Annotated in this window: 21 protein-coding genes; 9 read left to right on the top strand and 12 right to left on the bottom strand. The window is 58.9% G+C overall.

The window, feature by feature from the left end; genetic code table 11:
• The first annotated feature begins 81 nt into the window (after positions 1–81).
• Together greA and PG871_RS06565 are read left to right on the top strand one after the other, a co-directional pair.
• On the top strand, positions 82–552 hold the full coding sequence (greA, locus tag PG871_RS06570; protein ID WP_270727447.1) for a transcription elongation factor GreA: 471 nt from the start codon (positions 82–84) through the stop codon (positions 550–552).
• Entirely contained in the window at positions 549–1,595 is a 1,047-nt protein-coding gene (locus PG871_RS06565; RefSeq protein WP_270727445.1) for a hypothetical protein, read from the top strand. Before greA ends, PG871_RS06565 begins: the two co-directional genes overlap by 4 nt.
• Positions 1,596–1,606: 11 nt before the next feature.
• On the opposite strand, the gene PG871_RS06560 is transcribed toward PG871_RS06565, so the two are convergent.
• From PG871_RS06560 to PG871_RS06535, 6 genes are all read right to left on the bottom strand, one after another.
• The gene (locus PG871_RS06560; protein WP_270727443.1) at positions 1,607–2,278 is read right to left on the bottom strand and encodes a hypothetical protein; all 672 of its coding nucleotides are present in this window, start codon (positions 2,276–2,278) and stop codon (positions 1,607–1,609) included.
• 139 nt (positions 2,279–2,417) lie between these two features.
• The gene (locus PG871_RS06555; RefSeq protein WP_270727441.1) at positions 2,418–3,683 is read right to left on the bottom strand and encodes a molybdopterin-binding protein; all 1,266 of its coding nucleotides are present in this window, start codon (positions 3,681–3,683) and stop codon (positions 2,418–2,420) included.
• Between the two features lies 1 nt (position 3,684).
• Positions 3,685–4,206 carry a molybdopterin-guanine dinucleotide biosynthesis protein B gene (mobB, locus tag PG871_RS06550; RefSeq protein ID WP_270727439.1) on the bottom strand — a complete coding sequence of 174 codons (522 nt, stop codon included), beginning with the start codon at positions 4,204–4,206 and terminating at the stop codon, positions 3,685–3,687.
• The gene (gene mobA, locus PG871_RS06545; RefSeq protein ID WP_270727437.1) at positions 4,203–4,847 is read right to left on the bottom strand and encodes a molybdenum cofactor guanylyltransferase MobA; all 645 of its coding nucleotides are present in this window, start codon (positions 4,845–4,847) and stop codon (positions 4,203–4,205) included. Before mobA ends, mobB begins: the two co-directional genes overlap by 4 nt.
• Positions 4,844–5,386 (bottom strand): YcxB family protein, encoded by a 543-nt coding sequence (locus tag PG871_RS06540; RefSeq protein WP_270727435.1) that lies wholly within the window; start codon positions 5,384–5,386, stop codon positions 4,844–4,846. Before PG871_RS06540 ends, mobA begins: the two co-directional genes overlap by 4 nt.
• A complete protein-coding gene (locus PG871_RS06535; protein WP_443020469.1) occupies positions 5,383–6,267 on the bottom strand; it encodes a formate dehydrogenase accessory sulfurtransferase FdhD in 885 nt (294 codons plus the stop codon). The genes PG871_RS06540 and PG871_RS06535 overlap by 4 nt, the downstream gene beginning before the upstream one ends.
• A 143-nt stretch (positions 6,268–6,410) precedes the next feature.
• On the opposite strand from PG871_RS06535, the gene PG871_RS06530 reads away from it, so the two are divergent.
• Positions 6,411–7,136, top strand: a complete 726-nt coding sequence (locus PG871_RS06530; RefSeq protein ID WP_270727433.1) for an AzlC family ABC transporter permease — start codon at positions 6,411–6,413, stop codon at positions 7,134–7,136.
• Positions 7,133–7,459, top strand: coding sequence for an AzlD domain-containing protein (locus PG871_RS06525; RefSeq protein WP_270727431.1), 327 nt, complete (start codon positions 7,133–7,135; stop codon positions 7,457–7,459). The genes PG871_RS06530 and PG871_RS06525 overlap by 4 nt, the downstream gene beginning before the upstream one ends.
• A 14-nt stretch (positions 7,460–7,473) precedes the next feature.
• Here the strand turns inward: PG871_RS06525 and PG871_RS06520 are convergent, their stop codons facing one another.
• The 5 genes from PG871_RS06520 to PG871_RS06500 form a co-directional block, all read right to left on the bottom strand.
• Positions 7,474–8,121 carry a hypothetical protein gene (locus PG871_RS06520; RefSeq protein WP_270727428.1) on the bottom strand — a complete coding sequence of 216 codons (648 nt, stop codon included), beginning with the start codon at positions 8,119–8,121 and terminating at the stop codon, positions 7,474–7,476.
• Between the two features lie 17 nt (positions 8,122–8,138).
• Complete coding sequence (locus tag PG871_RS06515; protein ID WP_270727426.1) at positions 8,139–8,273, bottom strand: aa3-type cytochrome c oxidase subunit IV; 135 nt, start codon at positions 8,271–8,273, stop codon at positions 8,139–8,141.
• A gap of 138 nt (positions 8,274–8,411) precedes the next feature.
• Positions 8,412–8,861, bottom strand: coding sequence for a DUF6173 family protein (locus PG871_RS06510; protein ID WP_270727423.1), 450 nt, complete (start codon positions 8,859–8,861; stop codon positions 8,412–8,414).
• A 14-nt stretch (positions 8,862–8,875) separates the two neighbouring features.
• Complete coding sequence (locus PG871_RS06505) at positions 8,876–9,922, bottom strand: MBL fold metallo-hydrolase (RefSeq protein ID WP_270727420.1); 1,047 nt, start codon at positions 9,920–9,922, stop codon at positions 8,876–8,878.
• Positions 9,922–11,643 (bottom strand): acyl-CoA dehydrogenase, encoded by a 1,722-nt coding sequence (locus PG871_RS06500; protein ID WP_270727418.1) that lies wholly within the window; start codon positions 11,641–11,643, stop codon positions 9,922–9,924. Before PG871_RS06500 ends, PG871_RS06505 begins: the two co-directional genes overlap by 1 nt.
• Positions 11,644–11,724: 81 nt before the next feature.
• On the opposite strand from PG871_RS06500, the gene PG871_RS06495 reads away from it, so the two are divergent.
• A complete protein-coding gene (locus tag PG871_RS06495; RefSeq protein ID WP_270727415.1) occupies positions 11,725–12,708 on the top strand; it encodes an L-threonylcarbamoyladenylate synthase in 984 nt (327 codons plus the stop codon).
• Between the two features lie 11 nt (positions 12,709–12,719).
• Here PG871_RS06495 and meaB read toward each other — a convergent pair whose 3' ends face one another.
• A complete protein-coding gene (gene meaB, locus PG871_RS06490; RefSeq protein ID WP_270727412.1) occupies positions 12,720–13,703 on the bottom strand; it encodes a methylmalonyl Co-A mutase-associated GTPase MeaB in 984 nt (327 codons plus the stop codon).
• Between the two features lie 106 nt (positions 13,704–13,809).
• Here meaB and PG871_RS06485 point away from each other — a divergent pair, with 106 nt between their 5' ends.
• The 4 genes from PG871_RS06485 to PG871_RS06470 all read left to right on the top strand — a co-directional run bounded on the left by PG871_RS06485 (position 13,810) and on the right by PG871_RS06470 (position 19,155).
• The gene (locus PG871_RS06485) at positions 13,810–14,484 is read left to right on the top strand and encodes a DUF3108 domain-containing protein (RefSeq protein WP_270727410.1); all 675 of its coding nucleotides are present in this window, start codon (positions 13,810–13,812) and stop codon (positions 14,482–14,484) included.
• Positions 14,485–14,538: 54 nt separating this feature from the next.
• The gene (gene hrpB / locus PG871_RS06480; RefSeq protein ID WP_270727409.1) at positions 14,539–16,983 is read left to right on the top strand and encodes an ATP-dependent helicase HrpB; all 2,445 of its coding nucleotides are present in this window, start codon (positions 14,539–14,541) and stop codon (positions 16,981–16,983) included.
• A 104-nt stretch (positions 16,984–17,087) separates the two neighbouring features.
• Positions 17,088–17,546 carry an NUDIX hydrolase gene (locus PG871_RS06475; RefSeq protein ID WP_270727407.1) on the top strand — a complete coding sequence of 153 codons (459 nt, stop codon included), beginning with the start codon at positions 17,088–17,090 and terminating at the stop codon, positions 17,544–17,546.
• Between the two features lie 121 nt (positions 17,547–17,667).
• A complete protein-coding gene (locus PG871_RS06470) occupies positions 17,668–19,155 on the top strand; it encodes an inorganic phosphate transporter (protein WP_270727405.1) in 1,488 nt (495 codons plus the stop codon).
• The last annotated feature ends 4 nt before the right edge of the window (positions 19,156–19,159 follow it).

Here is a 19,159-nt window from a genome sequence, read left to right as displayed (position 1 = left end):
TAGGGCAAGTTGCGCCACGTGTTTTAAGACTGACCTGCCTTTGTGTTCGCATACGAGGGCCACGACCAACGGGACCGCCCCATGGAAAAACTACCAATGACCCGCGCCGGCTACACGGCGCTCGAAGCGGAATTGAAGCAACTCAAATCCGTGGAACGCCCCGCAATTATCGAGGCGATTGCCACAGCGCGTGAACTCGGCGACCTCAAAGAGAACGCAGAGTATCATTCCGCGCGTGAAAAGCAGGGTTTTATCGAAGGGCGCGTCAAGGAACTCGAGGGCGTGATTGGTTTGGCAGAGGTTATTGACCCGACGACTCTTTCCGGCGCCATCAAATTTGGCGCCACCGTGACGCTCGTTGATGAAGACACCGACGAGGAGAAGACCTGGCAAATCGTGGGCGAACACGAAGCCAATGTCGAAAAAGGTCTGCTCAACATCAAGTCACCCATTGCCCGTTCTTTGATAGGCAAAGACGAAGGTGACAGCGTCGAGGTGCGCACACCCGGCGGCGAAAAAAGCTACGAAGTTCTGAGCATCACTTTCAAATGAGCCAGTCAAACGGTCAGCAAAAGATGACGGACGAAAACGACAGCAAATCGACCCCGCTGGGCATCTATGACAAGCCACACGCTCCAAGCGTGACCGGTGTCGAGGTGATCGCGGTTGCCCTCAGCTTCGTCTGGCTTGCAGGCGCTGTTGTTTTCTTTCTTGTGCTGGACACCGACGCGTTTGGCAAAGTGGACAACCTGCGTTTCATCATGACGTTGCTGGCGATTTTCATGCCTGTTGCCATGATTTGGGTTGCGGCCACAGCCGCGCGTTCGGCGCGGGTCGTGCGCGAGGAAAGTGCGCGCCTACAGGCTGCAATTGACGGGATGCGGCGCACCTATGTGGCGCAATCTCAGGGTGCTCAGGTCCAGATGAACGCAGAGAATTCCGTGACCCAAAAACTAGACGAAATCGCGGCCGCAACCCGCAAAACAGAATCCGCACTGGCAACGTTTTCAACAAGCCGCGAACGCGAAGGTGGCATTCGCAAATCCGCCGAAGCGCCAACTTCCGACCAGATTGAAAATCAGGGGCTTTTGGAACTCGGCACCCCTGCTGAGGAACTTGGCCCACCTCTGTCGCGCGCCGACTTCATCACGGCGCTAAATTTCCCTGAGAACCCGGACGACGCAGAAGGTTTTGCCGCGCTGCGCATGGCTCTCAAAGACCGTAAGGCCGCGCATCTCATCCAAGCCAGCCAAGACATTCTGACCCTGCTCAGTCAGGATGGCATCTATATGGACGACCTGCGCCCCGATCTGGCGCGTCCCGAAATCTGGCGCCACTTCGCCGCCGGCGAACGCGGCCGCGCAATTGCTGCATTGGGAGGCGTGCGTGACCGCAGCTCTCTCGCGCTTGCGGCGGGCCGCATGAAGCAGGACCCGATTTTTCGCGATGCAGCGCACCACTTCCTGCGCCGGTTTGACACCAGTTTTGTCGAGTTCGAGGAAACCGCAACCGACGCCGAAATCGCAGCGCTTGCCGACACGCGCACGGCGCATGCCTTCATGCTCCTGGGCCGCGTGGCAGGGATTTTCGACTAAAAACCGCTCCCCTAGCCAAACGCCAGATCTCTGGTCATGGTGAGGAATTTGGCCCAAACCTCTGGCTTGGACAATCCGCCTTGTCCCCAAAGCCCAGTGTCCTTTAGCGCTGCGGTGATGCCTTTTTTGGTGTCATCTCCATAAATCCCATCCACGCCGTCACCATCGTTCCCGGTTTTGCCAATATTCTGTTCGTAGATGTAGACCAAGGCTGACTGAACAAAGAACATCTGCGCATTGGACGCCGAGCGAAACCGTTTGGAAGAATTGAAATCCATGTGAAAATGATCGTGGTGGCGGGGATAGTGAAAACTCAGCACTTGCGGAAAATAGAGAAACAACTGCGCATTGATGCCGTTATAAAACCGCCTGTCCTTCGCGTATTCATCCATCATGAAACGCTCGTCGCCCCAAAAAAACCCATCCAGATCAAAAGCATACCCCTTCCCATGGGCATTTTCACCGTCTCCCAGTGTGCCTGCGGACAGAATTATGCTGGGTTTGCCCTTACCCCAAACATCAAAAAGCTCCGTGCAACAGTCGTTCAATGTTTGCTTGAGAACATCACGGCATTTGAACGAACGTGCTTTTCCCTTGCTGCCATAATCAAATGGCGGGTCGAACCGACCGTAATGCGTGGGAACGCCGGCAAGTTCGGATATTGTGGCTTCATCTCTTGGCATTGTTTCCTCCCTCCAATCTTGAATTCAAAAAACCATGCACCGCTGCTTGGTCCGTCTAAGATTGAGAGAGTATCACACTTTTTGCGAAAATTTTAGCCAAGCCACACTACCGAGGGTAATGCGCTGCTATTGGCCTGATCTAGAGTCCAAAGGCGGCGTAGCTGTAAAATGCGACCTCCGTTCCGGGGGCTACTTCGCAAGCGCCGTCCGGCAATTCGACCAGACCCTCTGCCCAGCTCAACCCGCTTATCCGACCTGACCCTTCCGAGGAAAAAACCTCTGCCTTGCCATCGCGCAAGCGCGCACGCAGATACTCTCGCCGTCCCGGTCTTTTGCCTTTGGTGAAATTGGCCGGCACCATCATCGGGTCCGGCAATTGCCACCCCTCACCGGCCAACGCACCCATTGCCGGACGCGCAAAGATCAACGAGCACACCATGGCCGCCACCGGATTTCCCGGCAGGCCAAACACCGGTTTTCCACGCCACATCCCCAATGCAAGCGGTCGCCCCGGCTTGATCGCAAGTCGCCACATCGTCATGGCGCCGCTTTCGTTCAGCAATGCCGACAAATGATCCTCATCCCCCGCTGAGGCCCCGCCTGAAGTAAGGATCAAATCTGCCGCCTCAGCCGCCCTATCCAACATGCGTTTGAGCTCAGCCCGATCATCCGGCGCCCGCCCCGCATCGACCGCTTCAAAGCCAAACCGCTCTATCATAGCAAGCAACATCGGCCGATTGGCATCATATATCTGATCCGAGCGCGCGGCCTCTCCCGGCTGGGCCAACTCGTCACCCGTCGAAAGCACAGCCACCCGCAAATGGTTTCGCACGGGTAACTCCGACACCCCCGTCGCCGCCGCCAACGCCAGATCCGCAGGCGCAATTCGCCGCCCTGCGGCCAAAATCACATCCCCCGCATCAACGTCTTCCCCGGCTCGCCGAACGTTGGCACCGCGCTTGAGAGAGCCGTGAAACGCAATCCGGGACGCATCTGTGGTCACGTCCTCTTGCAAGATCACCGTGTCCACACCGTCGGGAATTGTGGCCCCTGTCAAAATACGCACCGCTTGACCGTCCGCGAGCGTGCCTTGAAATGGCGCGCCAGCCGCCGAACGTCCGGCCGCCAGCGACATTGTCTGGGGTCCATCGCCCGTGTCCGCATGGCGCAGCCCATACCCGTCCACCGCAGAGTTGGCCTCCGGCGGATTGGCCCGCCGGGCCGTGACATTCTGCGCCAGAACCCGATCCAAAGCCGCGTGTAACGCAACAGTCTCTGTACCCACCACCACGGACAAACGATCTTTTAGCATGGCATGCGCCTCTGCTACCGGCGTCCAATGGGTGCCGGCCGGCAAAGCAAAACAATCGTCGGTCAATGGGGGCGGCTTGAGCGGATCAGACATCTTAGAGGGCCCCTGCCGGTGTCGGTATCAATCCCACTTCCGAAAGCACAAAATCAGCGATCACCGATGTGTCGTTCAAATCAAACACCACGCGGTCACTAATGACCGGTTCATCTGCTGCAATGGCGCGAATGGTTGGATCATCGGGCGCGATCAAAGGATTGCCGGTCTCAGCCCGAAACGCTTCCACTTTGGGATGCGCATCGCGCTTGTATCCCTCTACCAAAACCAAATCGACCGGTGCCAGCTTTGACAGCAACAACTCCAGTGGCGGCTCTTCCTCTTTGGCCAGCTCATGCATCAGCGCCCATCGCGCGCCTGAGGCCAAAAGAACTTCGCGCGCGCCTGCTGTGCGGTGCCGGTGGCTGTCCTTGCCCGGCTGATCCACGTCAAAGGTGTGGTGCGCATGTTTTACGGTCGAAACCGAATATCCACGCCCGGTGATTTCGGACACAAGCCGCTCCATCAACCCTGTCTTGCCAGCGTTCTTCCACCCCACAACGCCGTAAATTCTCTGAGTCATACTGCCCCCACCATGCGCCGTGCCGTTTCCAGGTCTTCGGCGGTATTCACATTAAAAAACGGATTGCCACCCTCCGTGGGAAACTCCGCCAAACGCCCGCCGTGCGGGTCGGTCCAAAGCACCACTTTGCGCAGGCCGCCGTCAAGCGCTGCCCGCAAGTCATGACGCAAAGCCACCGGCCAAAGGCCAAAAGTTGGGTGCCGGATCAGGCCGGATCGGGACATGGATTTGGTTGCCTCACCTGCGCCACGCGGCGTTGCCGCCAACGCCAGACGATGCTCCATTTCATCTGTTGCCATCAATAGGCGCGGCACAAGATCACAAGGAAAAAAAGGCGTGTCGGCAGCTGCCGTGACAATTGTCTCTGCCCCCTGTTCCGCCGCCCAATCCAACCCCGCCAGAACACCCGCCAGCGGTCCCGCAAACCCGTCCAGATCATCTGCGATCACCGGTAAACCCAGATCGCCAAACCGCGTGGCATCGCCATTGGCGTTAAGCGCCAGCCCCGCCACTTGCGGCTCCAGCCGCTCAATCACATGCGACAAGATCGAGCGATCGCCAAGCATCAAGCGTCCCTTGTCGCCCCCGCCCATGCGCGTGGCCTGTCCGCCCGCAAGTATCACACCGAGAGGTTGTTTCATGCGGCAGCTCTCCGCTCATTGATGGCGCCGACAAAAGTATCCCGATCCGCATTGCCAAAAGCTGTTGAAGGCAGGACATAAACAAAAGCGCCCGAGTAGAAGAAAAAGCCGTCCGCTGTAGCCTTGAAACCGGTCACAGCAGGCCATTTAACCTCCCATTTGGCGTTGTCGGTTGCCATCGACAAACCCTCTTTGCCGAAGGAAAACCGTGTGTTTCCGGAGTATATTGGCGACTTCAATAGGGCACCGACGTGAACTCGAAAATTATACGCAAACGCCAATTTCCATAATAGGAGCGCCAAGAACAAGCCGCCAAAAACGACAGGCATGTCACGTGCAATTTGCCCATAACCGACCTTGAAAGCGACACCAATCGCAATCGCGATACCACCTACACCCAAGACTGCTGCAAGGAATGATCCCAGCGCAAAACTCACGATTCTTGATCGGAGACTGCCGTGCTTCTTAGGGCAACCCTTTATCGCCCGCGCCATTACCTTAGCATCCACCGGCCCACTCTGCTCAAATTCAAACGTCACGTCCCCGCCCCTTTGCGCCGGTGTTTTTTGTCTTCATCGCCGACGCTCTTCGGGTCAACATCCCGCAGCAGCCGGTCCTCGCCGCTCAAACAAACAAACCGCTGCCCGCGCATCCGGCCTATCAGCGTCAGGCCGACCTGCTGTGCGATTTCCACACCCCATGCCGTAAATCCAGAGCGCGACACCAGCACCGGAATGCCCATCATCGCAGTCTTGATGACCATCTCACTGGTCAGACGCCCTGTCGTGTACAGCACCTTGTCGTCCGCCCGCACGCCTTCCTGAAACATCCAGCCCGCGATTTTATCGACAGCGTTGTGCCGCCCGACGTCTTCCATATAGACCAGCGGTCGCGCGCCTTGGCACAGCACCGTGCCATGGATGGCCCCGGCTTCGAGATAAAGCGACGGGGTGCGGTTGATCTTGTGGGCCAACGCGTAAAGGTCCGAGGTGCGCACCTGCGTCGGCGGCAACACAACGCCAGCCAGCCCCTCCATCATGTCACCAAAGACAGTGCCCACAGCGCAACCGCTGGTGCGGGTTTTCTTGGCAAGCTTTTCCTCGTGGTTGGTCTCGGTCGCGGTGCGCACTACGACCACCTCAAGTTCCTCGTCATACTGAACGTCTATCACCTCATCATCAGGCGCAACCATGCCCTGATTGAGCAAAAACCCAAGCGCCAGAAATTCGGGATAGTCGCCAATCGTCATCGCGGTGACAATTTCCTGACTGTTCAAATAGATCGTCAGCGGGCGCTCCTCGACCACTGAAATCGTGGTCTCACGGCCCTCTTGATCGCGTCCTGTCACTGCCCGCGTCAACCGAGCGGCACCGGGATCTGGCGCGACAATATAGTCTTGCAAAAATTCTTGGTCGCTCAATGAAATAGGCTCCTCCAGCTCACCGAAACCTAATCCGGTTTTGCCAAAGTGACCACAGATGAATCATCATTCATTGCATCCCCCCTTAACCCACGCTACGCCTTTGCAGTCTGAGTGTTTCCTTATCCCTTTTGCGAGTCCCGATGCCCTCCTATTATGATCGCCCCACCTATCTGCGAGGCATACGAGACGGAATGCCGTTCATTCTCGTGGTTGCGCCTTTTGCGCTGCTGTTTGGCGTTGTCGCGACCGAGGCGGGACTGACCGTCTTTGAAACCATGACCTTTTCGGCGGTGGTCATCGCAGGTGCCGCTCAATTCACAGCACTGCAACTCATGCACGACAACGCACCAACTGTCGTTGTGATTGCCTCTGCCCTCGCTGTGAACTTGCGCATGGCGATGTACTCGGCCTCGCTTACGCCCCACCTTGGCGCGCTGCCGTTTTGGCGGCGCGCATTTGCAGCTTACACGTTGGTGGATCAAAGCTACGCGCTCAGCACGTTGGAGTATGAAAAGAACCCAGCCATGACGCTGGCGCAGAAAACTTCCTACTTCTTTGGTGTCATTACACCGGTGTTGCCGAACTGGTATCTCTGGTCGCTCATCGGCGCGATGGTGGGTCAGTCGATCCCGCCCGAACTTGCGCTTGATTTTGCGGTACCGATCACTTTCATCGCAATGATCGGCCCCATGCTGCGCACCGGCGCGCATGTTGCCGCCGCCTTTGTGTCTGTGACCTGCGCCATACTGTTTGCGTTTCTGCCGTGGAACCTCGGCCTGATTGTCGCGGGCGTTGCCGGCATGATGACCGGTGCACAAATGGAACTATGGCTGGATCGCAAGACCAGCAGCGAGGACGCATCATGATTGATAAATCCGACCTCTGGATCATCATCATCGCGATGGGGATTGGCAGCTTCGGCCTGCGCTTCTTGTTTTTGGGTCTGGTTGGCGACCGTGAAATGCCGCCATGGGTGCTACGCCATTTGCGCTATACAGCCGTCGCTGTGCTTCCCGGCCTTGTGGCACCTTTGGTTCTTTGGCCCGCCGCCACCGGCGGTCAGCCCGATCCCGCACGTATGGCCGCGGCGCTGGTCACGCTTGGCGTGGGGTACTTCAGCAAAAATGTGCTGGCCGCGATTTTCTGCGGCGCCGCAACGCTTTATCTCGGATTGTTTTTTCTAAGCTGACAAAAAGCCGACAATCAATTCGTCGGGCTCAAAGGTTCGTCTTCATACTGCGGCGTAAAGGCCGCGAGCACCTTGGATTTGTCATCGTCGTCATATTCAAACAGACGCTCATAGGTCGCGCCCTTGGCGGCAAAGTATTCTTCAAGCTTGACCGGAAACAGCGTCGACGGCGCGTCTTCAAATCCGGGCAGTGCCCGTAAAACCTGCGACGTTGACTGGGCACATTGCGATTCCAACACCGGCCCCAACGACTGCGCCTTACGCAGCGCCATTTCGGCGACCTGAGGGCTCACATCGAGGGACTGCACCACAACATGATAAGTCTCGCGCGCATGGAACCGGGTGTATTGATCGACCATCCACGGCGTCATGCCGTAAACCACGTCATTCTTCGCAACAATCGCCCCGTCCTTGCGAAACGAGCCGGCCGGATCAAACGCAACCCGCTCCGATCCGTTGATCAACAGCGACGTGTGTGCGCCAGACCCGTTGCGGTTGGAGCGCATGGTATAAAGCGTCAATCGGGCTGGCCCGTCATGCACATAACGCGCTGCCAGGACCTCTGCATCAGGAGAGTTTTCCTTGACCGGATTGCGCACAGTACAAGCCGACACGGACACAACAGCCGCAACCACGGCACACATACGCAACACCGATTTCATGACGCTTGGACCCGCAATCAGCTGTTGACCAGAGCCATAAAGATCAGCGCGGCAATCGACACAGCGGCCACACCGATCGACCATTTGACGAAGCCCTCAAAGGTCTTTTCCTGAACTTTGGTGTCCATCGTGCCGTGTTCATGTTCCGCCATAGTCGCGTTCCCTCTTGTTCGCTAGCCCGGGGCGTGCCCAAGCCTTCTTTCCCTCTGATCAGGCGCCCTGATCGTTTCCATTTCTGGCTGGATACCCGATTCACGTGGCCCTGTCACCACGACATTGACGCACAGGCGTCACGATCTCTCAAGATCATCCGCCAGCCGGAACCCAATGCGCGCAGCTTCAGACTGCTCCGCCGGTTTCGGCAACGCCCGCAACAACACGTTCAGCTGGCTCACATGCTGCACCAGCTGGGTTTTGATGCCACTGCTGTCGCTGCCGTAAAACGTCACAATATCGGGATCAAAGAACCCCATACCCTCGATGCGCAGCACTCCGGCATCACCACCCGTGAACCCCATCGCCACCTCGTGGTCGCCATCCAGCTGCTTCTCGAAATTCTGGATATACATGATCAGCCGTTCATAGGCCCATTCCGCAGGGCTTTTTTCGGCCACAGGCTTTTTGGCAACGCCGTCAGGCACTTCTACTGGGGTTGCATCCGGATCGGAGTGCACCTCATGGCTGCGCGGCAGGGCCGCCGCCTCAACGGCTTCGGCGGTGGTTTTGATGTCGTTGCTCATAGTTGGTGACCTTTTCAGTCGATGCGTTGCCACAAATAGGCGCCGTCTTCCCGAACTGTGCGGCGCGCCTCGCCAACATGATAAAGATGGTTCAGGTGCGCAAGCGCCTCGACCAACGCAAGGCCATAAGCCCCGCCCTCAATGTTGCGCTTAAACAGCGGCAGGAAACACTCCGCAGCGGTCATAGGCGCATCAAGATGGTCCCGCAGACGCCTCAAAGCCCCATGGTGGTTCTCGATGAGCTGCCGCATCCGCGTTGGTGCTCCAGTAAAGGGCAGCTTGTGCCCGCCAAGGATCAACTGATCATCCCGCGCCAACAGGGACAGGCGCTCACATGCCTCGAGCCAATCCGCCACCGGATCGGCCTCCGGCTCAGTTGCGTAAACCCCGATGTTGGAACTGATCGACGGCAGGATCTGATCACCTGACAGCACCAAATTGTCGTCACGGCTCCAGAACGTTGCGTGCTCCGGTGCGTGGCCGTTGCCGATATGCACATCCCACGTGCGCCCGCCAATCTCAACCACGTCGCCCTGCTTGATGCGCTTAAAGCCCAACGGCATCGGTGCCACCACATCGGCGAAATTGAAAGGTCGCTCGCTGGCGCGCTCTTGATAGATCGCCTCGTCCATGCCGCAACTGCGGTAGAAATCCAGCGTTTCCTGCCGCGGTACAGCTTGCTCGTCGAGCTGCAACATACGGGCAAACAGCCACGCAGTGCGCGTGGTCCAGAGGCTGGCGCCGTGCTCTGTCTGAAACCAGCCGGCAAGGCCCACATGGTCCGGATGATGGTGCGTCACGATCACCCGGCCAACGGGCTTGCCCCCCAGCGGGCCAGCCAAAAGATCGCCCCAGATGGCGCGACCTTTTTTGCTGTCAAAACCGGTGTCAATGATGGTCCAGTGATCCCCTTCGTCCAGCGCGTAAACGTTCACATGATCCAACGCCATCGGCAGCGGCAACCGTATCCACAAAACCCCTTCGGCCACCTCGATGGCCTCTCCCACTTCGGGCGGGGTCTCCCAAGGATATCGAATACCTGCTGCCTTTGTGTCGCTCATTAAGCGGCTCCCAATTCTTCCGCGCTCAGCGCATAAATTCCAGCGGCACCCTGCATGGCGTGTTCCAGAAGTCCAGAGTGCTCAGGCAGCAACCGTTTGATATAAAACGCAGCCAGCTTGCTGCGGGCGCCGTCGCCACCCTCTGCAATCGCCGCTTTCAAGTGGAAGTATCCGCCCAACACACGGGCAAAACCCATCAAGAATGGTACTGAACCGGCGAACCGCTCGTTCATGTCGGTCTGCGCAACCATCCATTCGGTGGCCTCACGCAAAGTCTCGGACGCTTGCCACAAGGGTTCTGCCAGATCGGACATACTTTCGCGCACCTTCTCCGCGCAGTCTTCGATTTCGTCCAGCAAGGCATAAGCCGCGTCGCCGCCGTCCATCAACTTGCGCCCAACAAGGTCCATCGCCTGAATACCGTTGGTGCCCTCGTAAATCGCAGTCACCCGCACATCGCGCAAGAACTGCGCGGCGCCGGTTTCCTCGATAAAGCCCATCCCGCCGTGCACCTGCACGCCCTGCTGGGCAACATCCATGCCAACTTCTGTGCCAAAAGACTTCGCAATCGGCGTCAGGAAGGCCGCACGGGCTTTCCAGTCTTTGTCAGCGGTTGCGGTGTTCATGTCGATTGCCACCGCACAAGCCATTTCAATGGCCCGCGCTGCAAAAATGTCGGCTTTCATGCCTGCCAACATGCGGCGCACATCGGCGTGCTCCAGAATGGTACCCGTGCCGCCATCAACCGGCGTGCGGCCCTGTTTGCGTTCCAACGCATAGCCCAGCGCGTACTGATAGGCGCTTTCGGCGACGCCGATACCCTGACCACCAACACCCAGACGGGCGTTGTTCATCATGGTGAACATCGACTTCATACCGTCGTGCTCGCCGCCAACCAGCCAACCTTGGGCTCCATCAAACTGCATCACAGCAGTCGGGCTGCCGTGCAGGCCGAGCTTATGTTCAAGGCTCACAACGCCCAGTGTATTCGCCACGCCCGGCTTGCCGTTTTCATCCGGAATGAACTTCGGCACCATAAACAGGCTGATGCCTTTGGTCCCGGGAACACCGTCGGGCAAACGTGCCAAAACAAGGTGGCAAACGTTTTCGGTGAAATCGTTGTCGCCCCATGTGATATAGATTTTCTGACCGGTCACCGCATAGCTGCCATCGCCATTTGGCACTGCTTTGGACTGCAACGCCCCCACATCCGAACCCGCGGCAGGTTCAGTGAGGTTCATCGTGCCGGACCATTCACCGGAGATCAGTTTGGGCAGGTAAAGCGCCTTGATCTCGTCACTGGCGTGATGTTCCAGCGCTTCGATCTGTCCCTGTGTCATCAACGGGTTCAACTGCAATGCCAAACAGCCGGACGCCATCATCTCATTTACAGCCGTGGTGATCGAATGCGGCAGGCCCATGCCGCCGTATTCCGGATCGGCACTTGTTGAAATCCAGCCACCGTCTGCCACCTGCTTATAAGCGTCACCAAATCCCGGCGACGTGCGCACCTTGCCGTTCTCCAATCGGGCGCCTTCAAGGTCGCCTACGCGGTTCAATGGTGCCATCACCTCTTCGACCATTTTACCGGCTTCCAGCAGAATGGCTTCGGTGGTTTCACGATCCGCATCAGCAAACCGCGCGGTCGCGGTCACGTTGGCAAAATCGACGACATGGTCGAACAGGAACTGAAAATCGGTCACAGGGGCGCGAAACGGCATAACATTCTCCGGCAGGCTTGGCATTAACTGCTGCGGCTTGTATGCAGCATTTCGCTTTACGGTAAGGGGCGAAAGAGCCCTATGATAGAAGAACGCAGCGTCACAGGAGCCGTCCCGTTGGAAACTGAAACCCTCACGCCTGATGTGACCGGATTTGCCCGTGCAGCCGATATTCTCGGTCAAGGCGGGCTCGTGGCCTTTCCAACCGAAACCGTATACGGGCTTGGCGCTGACGCGCGCAACGATATGGCTGTGGCGCGAATTTTTGAAGCCAAGGGCCGACCGCGTTTCAACCCTTTGATTGTGCATGTCCCAGATGTAGAAGCTGCCAAACGTTACGTCGCTTGGGATGACACCGCCGATCGAATTGCCAGCGCCTTCTGGCCAGGACCGCTAACTCTGGTGCTGCCCTTGCGGCCCGGCGCCGGACTTTCCCCGCTTGTAACGGCAGACCTTCCGACTTTGGCGATCCGCATCCCCGCCCACCCGGTAGCGCGGGCTTTGCTCAACGCGTTTGACGGTCCCGTCGCCGCGCCCTCGGCCAATCCCTCCGGCCGTATCAGCCCGACCGAGGCCGCGCATGTACTTGCCGGTTTGTCGAACCGCATCGAAGCCGTGGTTGATGGCGGCACCTGCGACGTTGGGGTGGAAAGCACCATATTGGGTCTCGCAGACACGCCACGCCTCTTGCGTCCGGGCGGCTTGCCACAGGAAGCCCTTGAGGCCGCGCTTGGCACACCGCTCGCGCTCTATCAAGTCGGCGACGCCCTAACCGCGCCGGGCCAGATGACGTCACACTATGCCCCCGGCGCGCCGGTGCGACTGAACGCGATCAAGGTCGAAACAACCGAACGCTTACTGGGGTTTGGCAAGGTCGACGGCGCCGCGCTGAATCTAAGCCCGTCCGGCGACTTGACCGAAGCCGCCGCCAACCTGTTTCACCATTTACACAAGCTCGACCAAGAGGGAGACAGCCCGATCGCGGTTTCACCTGTGCCAGAAAGAGGCCTAGGCCGGGCTATCAATGATCGTTTGCGCAGGGCGGCCGCACCACGCGGCACCTAAAAAGCAACGCCTCAGCTTTGAGTAATCCCAAGTGCCGCCAATGCTTGGTCCGCCGCCGCCGATGGAGCAACGCTCCCCGCAGCAACCCTGCGACCCAAATCAGCTACCACGGCTTGCGCGTCTTTTGTCTGCAATTGCGCCAACAACGCCTGTCGCAACTCTTCATGAAACCAATACTGCGCCTGATCGGCCCGCCGCGTGGCCCAATGTCCGGCCTCTTTGCGCCACTCGGTCAGCGTGCGCATTTCTTCCCACGTCTTTGACAGGCCGTCTTCCTGCAAAGCTGAAACCGTCATCGCCTTGGGAAACTCTTCCGGATCCTGCGGGCGTTTGCGCAAAAGGCGCAAGGCACCGGAATAATCCGCGCAGGTGCGCATGGCCGCAGATTTCAAATCGCCGTCCGCTTTGTTCACCAAGATCAGGTCGGCCATTTCCATAATGCCGCGCTTCACCCCCTGCAATTCGTCGCCACCCGCGGGCGCCAACAGCAACAAGAACAGGTCCGACATCTCTGCCACCACAGTCTCGGATTGCCCCACACCCACCGTTTCGATCAACACAACGTCAAAACCGGCAGCTTCACAAAGCGCCACAGCTTCGCGCGTACGTCGCGCGACACCGCCCAAATGGGTCTGGCTAGGTGACGGGCGAATGAAGGCGTTTTTGTCTCGGCTCAGCCGCTCCATCCGTGTTTTGTCACCTAAAATCGATCCGCCTGAGCGAGCGGAACTTGGATCCACCGCCAGCACTGCAACGCGCAGCCCCTGTGCGGTCAACATCATACCAAAGCTTTCGATAAACGTGGATTTGCCCACCCCCGGCGTGCCCGACAGCCCAATGCGCAACGCCTGACGTCCACTTCCGCGCAGGCTGTCTATCAAGTCTGCCGCCTGCGCCCGGTGATCCTCGCGTGCGCTTTCAACCAACGTGATGGCCCTTGCAAGCGCCCGACGCTCTTGGTTCAATATCCTGTCACGCAAGTCTGCGATATCCATGCCGTCACCTGTAATGATCTAGGCCCTGTTCATGCCCCGCCCAAAACACTCTTGTCTAGCCCACCGACCACTTTTGCACCAATTGGGACAACGGGTCGCTCTTTGCATGACCCTCGGCTTGCCAGCTGCAGCTGCGGCCAACGAGACCCAACTTTGGTCCGTGCATGCCTTTGGCCTCAAAGTCGGAGAGCTGCGGGTTGCCACAACGCAAACAGCGACGACCTACAAAGGCAGCGGCGCTTTCAAAACCACAGGGCTGGCTGGGGTTCTCAAACGTATCCGGTTCGAGATTTCCGCCAATGGTCGTGTGCGGCAGGACCAATTGGTGCCAACCGCCTACGACGGCGCCATCGACACCGGTCGACGAGTGTCGGAAACCAAATTGCGGTTCTCCAACGGACTGCCCACCAAAACTGCGGGCGCGCAGGATCCCGAAACCCCGATCTCTGATGCTGCAAAACAGGGCGCGATCGACCCGATGACGATGATGTGGCTGACACTGCGCAGCCAGACAGACGGCACGCTGTGCCAGTTTGACCAAACCCAGTTTGACGGCACACGCCTTGTTCGCATCACCCTGAAAAACCGTGACGGTGACGCCGCCAAAGTCACCTGTTCCGGCACCTACGATCGCATCGGCGGCTATTCCGCCGAAGAGTTGGCCGAGCTCAAAACCTCACCGCTGTCTATCACCTATGCGCGTGTCCAAGGCACATGGCAGGCCTCCGAAATTCACCTGACATCGCGCCACGGCAAGGCCAAACTGTTCCGCAAAGACTGATTCCGACCGATCTCGCCACTGGACGCCGCCCGCGTCCTGCCTGATAACGCAGGCATGACCACCTTGCCGATCCACGACGCGCTTGACCCGCTGCTCTCCGCCTTGCGGACACACAATCGCGCCGTGCTGCAAGCCCCTCCCGGCGCTGGCAAAACCACTGTTGTGCCGCTTGCGATGCTCGAGGCAGGCCTCACCAAAGGCCGCATTCTTATGCTGGAGCCACGCCGCCTCGCCGCCCGCGCAGCAGCTGAGCGTATGGCACAAACGTTGGGAGAGAAAGCCGGTGAAACTGTCGGGTACCGCGTGCGCGGCGACAGCAAAGTTGGCAAATCCACCCGCATCGAAGTGGTGACCGAGGGCATTCTCACCCGCATGATCCAATCAGACGCCGAGCTTTCAGGCATCGGCGCGGTGATCTTTGACGAATTCCACGAACGCAGCCTGAACGCCGATCTTGGCCTCGCTCTGTGCCTTGAGATCGCGGACGCCCTGCGCGATGACCTGATCCTTGTGGCCATGTCCGCGACGCTTGACGCCGAACCCGTTGCCGAGCTGATGGGCAACGTGCCGGTCATCACCTCACAGGGCCGCGCCTTTCCGGTGAAAACCCGTTGGCGCGACCGCCCGCTGGTCAAAACCGAGCGATTGGAAGAGGCCACCGCCCGCCTTGTTGAACACGCTGTTGCCGAAACCGACGGCGGCGTTCTGGTATTCCTCCCGGGCGAAGGCGAAATCCGCCGCACCCAATCTGCCCTGCGCCTGCCGCCTGACTGCACCCTGCATCCCCTGTTCGGCGCCATGCCGTTCAAAGATCAGCAAGCCGCGATCCGCCCTGCTGAGAAAGGCCGCAAAGTGGTGCTGGCCACGTCGATTGCCGAAACCTCGCTCACCATTCAGGACGTTCGCGTCGTTGTGGATGCCGGCCGCGCCCGCCGCGCGCGCTTTGATCCGGGCTCTGGAATGTCGCGTCTTGTAACAGAGCGCGTCACCCGCGCCGAAGCCACCCAACGCCAAGGTCGCGCCGGTCGTGTCGCCGAAGGCATCTGCTACCGCTTGTGGACCAAAGGCGAAGAAGGCGGCCTGCTGCCCTTCCCCCCAGCCGAGATCGAGGCCGCCGACCTCACGGGTCTGGCGCTTGAGTTGGCGCTGTGGGGCGCAACACCGGACGACCTCGCCTTTCTGACGCCTCCCAACCGAGGAAGTTTTTCCGAAGCGCAAACTGTGCTGCGAATGCTCGGTGCGCTGGACAGCAACAATCGCATAACCCCGCACGGTAAAGCCCTTGCCACTTTGCCCCTGCATCCGCGTCTCGCGCATATGATGGCCGTCGCGGGCCCGCAGGCTGCGCCCGTCGCTGCCCTGTTGGCGGCACGCGATCCGCTTAGCCGGGGCGCGCCGGTCGACCTTGCCCTGCGGCTCGAAGCGCTTAACGAACTACAGACGTTCATTAACCGCCGCCCCTATGGCGTAAACCGCGCCACCCTTGCAACGCTCCGCAGCGAAGCCAAGCGCCTGCGCCAATCCACAAGAGATCTGCGCGCAGACAGCCTCGCCCCGGAAGAAATGGCGGCACTGGCCTACCCCGACCGCATTGGTCTGCGCCGCAAAGGCGACACGCCGCGTTTCGTGCTTTCCGGTGGCAAAGGCGCCATTTTGGACGATGGCGACCCAATGGCAAATGCTCGCCTGATCGTTGTGACAGACACTGACGGTAACCCGCGCGAAGCCCGCATCCGCCAAGCCATCCAGATTTCAGAAGCCCAACTTCGCGATCTGTTTAGCGAACACATCCAATGGACTGACACTTGTACGTGGTCCAAACGGGAACGGCGTGTCATTGCCCGACGCCAAGAACGCCTTGGCGCTATCGCGCTGGATGACCGCATCTGGAAAGACGCGCCGGATAACGCCATAGCCGCGGCTATGCTGGACGGCGTGCGTGATCTTGGCATCTCGCTTTCTCCTGCTGCACACCGTTTCGTGGCGCGTGTCGAGCTGATCCGCACCGCGGGTCACGACTTGCCGGAGATGACACCCGAAGGGTTGATGGTCTCGATTGAAGACTGGCTATTGCCACATCTGTCTGGCGTGAAAACCGCAGATCATTGGAAAAAATTTGACCTGTTAGAAGCCCTTCGCACCCGCCTTGACTGGCCGCAGATGCAGCTGGTTGACCGCCTCGCGCCTGCGCATTTCACCACGCCGCTCAACCGCAAGATCCCGATCGACTACTCCGGCGAAACCCCGGAGATAACGCTGCGCCTACAAGAGATGTTTGGCCAAACCAGCCATCCAATGGTGGGCCGCACGCCATTGCGGGTCACCCTGCTCTCTCCGGGGCAGAAACCGGTGCAAACCACCATGGACATCCCAGGGTTTTGGGCCAGCTCCTATGCGGATGTGCGCAAAGACATGCGCGGACGCTACCCCAAACACCCTTGGCCAGAAGACCCGACACAGGCCGATCCGACATTGCGCGCAAAACGACGAAACCCTTGAAAAACCTGCCCACCTTGACGCGAGCGCATATCGTACGTATATACATTCTTAATCAATCAAGACTACAAAAACAGAACAACAAGACCGAGCAGACTGACCACACCATGCCCAGCGCACTTAGAAAAGCTTTTGACAGCGTGCTTGTCCCGCTGCTGCGTCGCCCCCGGCGGTTGCAGGTCGCCGCTTTGTGTTTGCGTGAAACAGGTCCCGTTCAAGAAGTTTTGCTAGTCACCTCGCGGGACACAGGCCGCTGGGTCCTTCCGAAAGGTTGGCCAATTGACGGCAAAGACGCTCCCGGCTCCGCACTGCAGGAAGCCTGGGAAGAGGCCGGCGTTCGTCAGGCCAATATGGACACCAGCCCTGTGGGCAGCTACGGCTATGACAAGCGTTTGGATTCGGGCTTAGAAATTCCGGTAGAAGTCAAAGTCTATGAGGCGCATGTGACGCACCTCGAAGACCAATTCCCCGAAGCCGACGAGCGGACTCGCAAGTGGGTGCGGCCCGAAGAGGCCGCGGAGATGGTGAACGAACCAGAACTGCAAGCGTTGCTGCGCGACTTTTAGGTCTTCCTAGCGTTTCCTTCCCGCAATAAATCTTAACTTTTACGACAGAAATGTGACTGCGCCGTTGAAATGCGCTGGACATGCCTTTAGCCGTGACTGCGAATATCTTGGGGATTCCATCATGGCTGCGCCTAAACACGGTAAACAATGGTCCGCTCTGGACCGCGATCTGCACCGTATCTCTCATCTGGAAGCTGGCACTCAATATGTGTCCCGCCCAATGGTGGGCCTTGGCGTCGCGCTGGCGTTTATCGTGGTCGCGGGCTTGGTTGCAGGGTTTTTCTTCGGCAACCACCCCAGCAACCTGTTGATTGTCGCCGCAGCGGCCATTGGCGCCTATATGGCCATCAACATCGGCGCAAACGATGTGGCCAACAACATGGGTCCCGCGGTTGGCGCCAATGCCCTGACGATGGGCGGCGCGATCCTGATCGCAGCCATTTTCGAAAGCGCCGGAGCTTTGCTTGCGGGCGGCGACGTTGTATCGACGATTTCCAAAGGCATCATCGATCCCTCAGGCATGGAAAGTGCACAGGTATTTATCTGGGCCATGTTGGCCGCGCTGATCTCAGCAGCGCTGTGGGTCAATCTGGCCACGTGGGTCGGCGCACCGGTGTCCACAACGCATTCGGTGGTCGGCGGTGTTATGGGGGCTGGAATAGCGGCTGCCGGTTTTGGCGCTGTGGATTGGCCGACAATGGGGAAAATTGCGGCCTCTTGGGTGATTTCGCCGGTTCTTGGCGGCGCCATCGCGGCCGCCTTCCTCGCCTTTATCAAAGCCAAAATCGTTTATCAGGACGACAAAATTGCCGCCGCGCGCAAATGGGTGCCGGTTCTGGTCGCCATTATGGCCGCTGCCTTCGCCGCCTATCTGGCGCTCAAAGGCCTCAAGCGCATCGTCAAGATCGACCTGCAAACCTCGTTGCTGATCGGTGCAGCAATTGGTGTTGCCACTTACTTCATCACCCGCCCGCTGATCCGTCGCCAATCCGAGGGCCTTGAGAACCGCAACAAGTCTCTCAAAGTCCTCTTCGGCCTGCCGCTGGTCTTCTCCGCAGCACTTCTCTCCTTTGCACACGGTGCCAACGACGTGGCAAACGCCGTAGGTCCGTTGGCGGCCATCGTGCACGCCTCGCAGTTCGGCGACATCGCTGCCAAGGTGGCAATCCCCACTTGGGTTATGATTATCGGCGCGCTTGGTATCTCTTTCGGTCTGTTCCTCTTTGGACCGAAACTGATCCGCATGGTTGGCGAGCAGATCACCAAACTGAACCCGATGCGCGCCTACTGCGTGGCGCTCTCTGCCGCGATCACGGTGATTGTCGCCTCTTGGCTCGGCCTGCCCGTCAGCTCCACTCACATCGCCGTGGGCGGTATTTTCGGGGTTGGGTTTTACCGTGAATGGCACACCGAACGCCGCCGCCGCAAGTTGGCAGCAACGCGTCCGCTGCCACATATTCCGCTCCTCGCTCCGGAAGAACGCCGCCGCCGCAAACTTGTGCGTCGCAGCCACTTCATGACCATTGTCGCGGCTTGGGTGATCACGGTTCCAGCCGCAGCTGTGATGTCCGGAGTGATCTTTTTGCTGCTCAATACGTTGATCGGGTAACCGG

Origin of the sequence: Shimia sp. Alg240-R146 (assembly GCF_947331465.1) — a bacterium.
Classification (GTDB): domain Bacteria; phylum Pseudomonadota; class Alphaproteobacteria; order Rhodobacterales; family Rhodobacteraceae; genus Shimia.
Note: the sequence above shows the minus strand (reverse complement) of the source record. Positions and strands in the feature narration are given on the sequence as shown.

Excerpts from the sequence above, each read along its gene's own strand:
- greA (WP_270727447.1), top strand. The coding sequence starts at position 82 with ATGGAAAAACTACCAATGACCCGCGCCGGCTACACGGCGCTCGAAGCG.
- PG871_RS06565 (WP_270727445.1), top strand. The coding sequence starts at position 549 with ATGAGCCAGTCAAACGGTCAGCAAAAGATGACGGACGAAAACGACAGC.
- PG871_RS06560 (WP_270727443.1), bottom strand. The coding sequence starts at position 2,278 with ATGCCAAGAGATGAAGCCACAATATCCGAACTTGCCGGCGTTCCCACG.
- PG871_RS06555 (WP_270727441.1), bottom strand. The coding sequence starts at position 3,683 with ATGTCTGATCCGCTCAAGCCGCCCCCATTGACCGACGATTGTTTTGCT.
- mobB (WP_270727439.1), bottom strand. The coding sequence starts at position 4,206 with ATGACTCAGAGAATTTACGGCGTTGTGGGGTGGAAGAACGCTGGCAAG.
- mobA (WP_270727437.1), bottom strand. The coding sequence starts at position 4,847 with ATGAAACAACCTCTCGGTGTGATACTTGCGGGCGGACAGGCCACGCGC.
- PG871_RS06530 (WP_270727433.1), top strand. The coding sequence starts at position 6,411 with ATGCCCTCCTATTATGATCGCCCCACCTATCTGCGAGGCATACGAGAC.
- PG871_RS06525 (WP_270727431.1), top strand. The coding sequence starts at position 7,133 with ATGATTGATAAATCCGACCTCTGGATCATCATCATCGCGATGGGGATT.
- PG871_RS06520 (WP_270727428.1), bottom strand. The coding sequence starts at position 8,121 with ATGAAATCGGTGTTGCGTATGTGTGCCGTGGTTGCGGCTGTTGTGTCC.
- PG871_RS06515 (WP_270727426.1), bottom strand. The coding sequence starts at position 8,273 with ATGGCGGAACATGAACACGGCACGATGGACACCAAAGTTCAGGAAAAG.
- PG871_RS06510 (WP_270727423.1), bottom strand. The coding sequence starts at position 8,861 with ATGAGCAACGACATCAAAACCACCGCCGAAGCCGTTGAGGCGGCGGCC.
- PG871_RS06505 (WP_270727420.1), bottom strand. The coding sequence starts at position 9,922 with ATGAGCGACACAAAGGCAGCAGGTATTCGATATCCTTGGGAGACCCCG.
- PG871_RS06500 (WP_270727418.1), bottom strand. The coding sequence starts at position 11,643 with ATGCCGTTTCGCGCCCCTGTGACCGATTTTCAGTTCCTGTTCGACCAT.
- PG871_RS06495 (WP_270727415.1), top strand. The coding sequence starts at position 11,725 with ATGATAGAAGAACGCAGCGTCACAGGAGCCGTCCCGTTGGAAACTGAA.
- meaB (WP_270727412.1), bottom strand. The coding sequence starts at position 13,703 with ATGGATATCGCAGACTTGCGTGACAGGATATTGAACCAAGAGCGTCGG.
- PG871_RS06485 (WP_270727410.1), top strand. The coding sequence starts at position 13,810 with ATGACCCTCGGCTTGCCAGCTGCAGCTGCGGCCAACGAGACCCAACTT.
- hrpB (WP_270727409.1), top strand. The coding sequence starts at position 14,539 with ATGACCACCTTGCCGATCCACGACGCGCTTGACCCGCTGCTCTCCGCC.
- PG871_RS06475 (WP_270727407.1), top strand. The coding sequence starts at position 17,088 with ATGCCCAGCGCACTTAGAAAAGCTTTTGACAGCGTGCTTGTCCCGCTG.
- PG871_RS06470 (WP_270727405.1), top strand. The coding sequence starts at position 17,668 with ATGGCTGCGCCTAAACACGGTAAACAATGGTCCGCTCTGGACCGCGAT.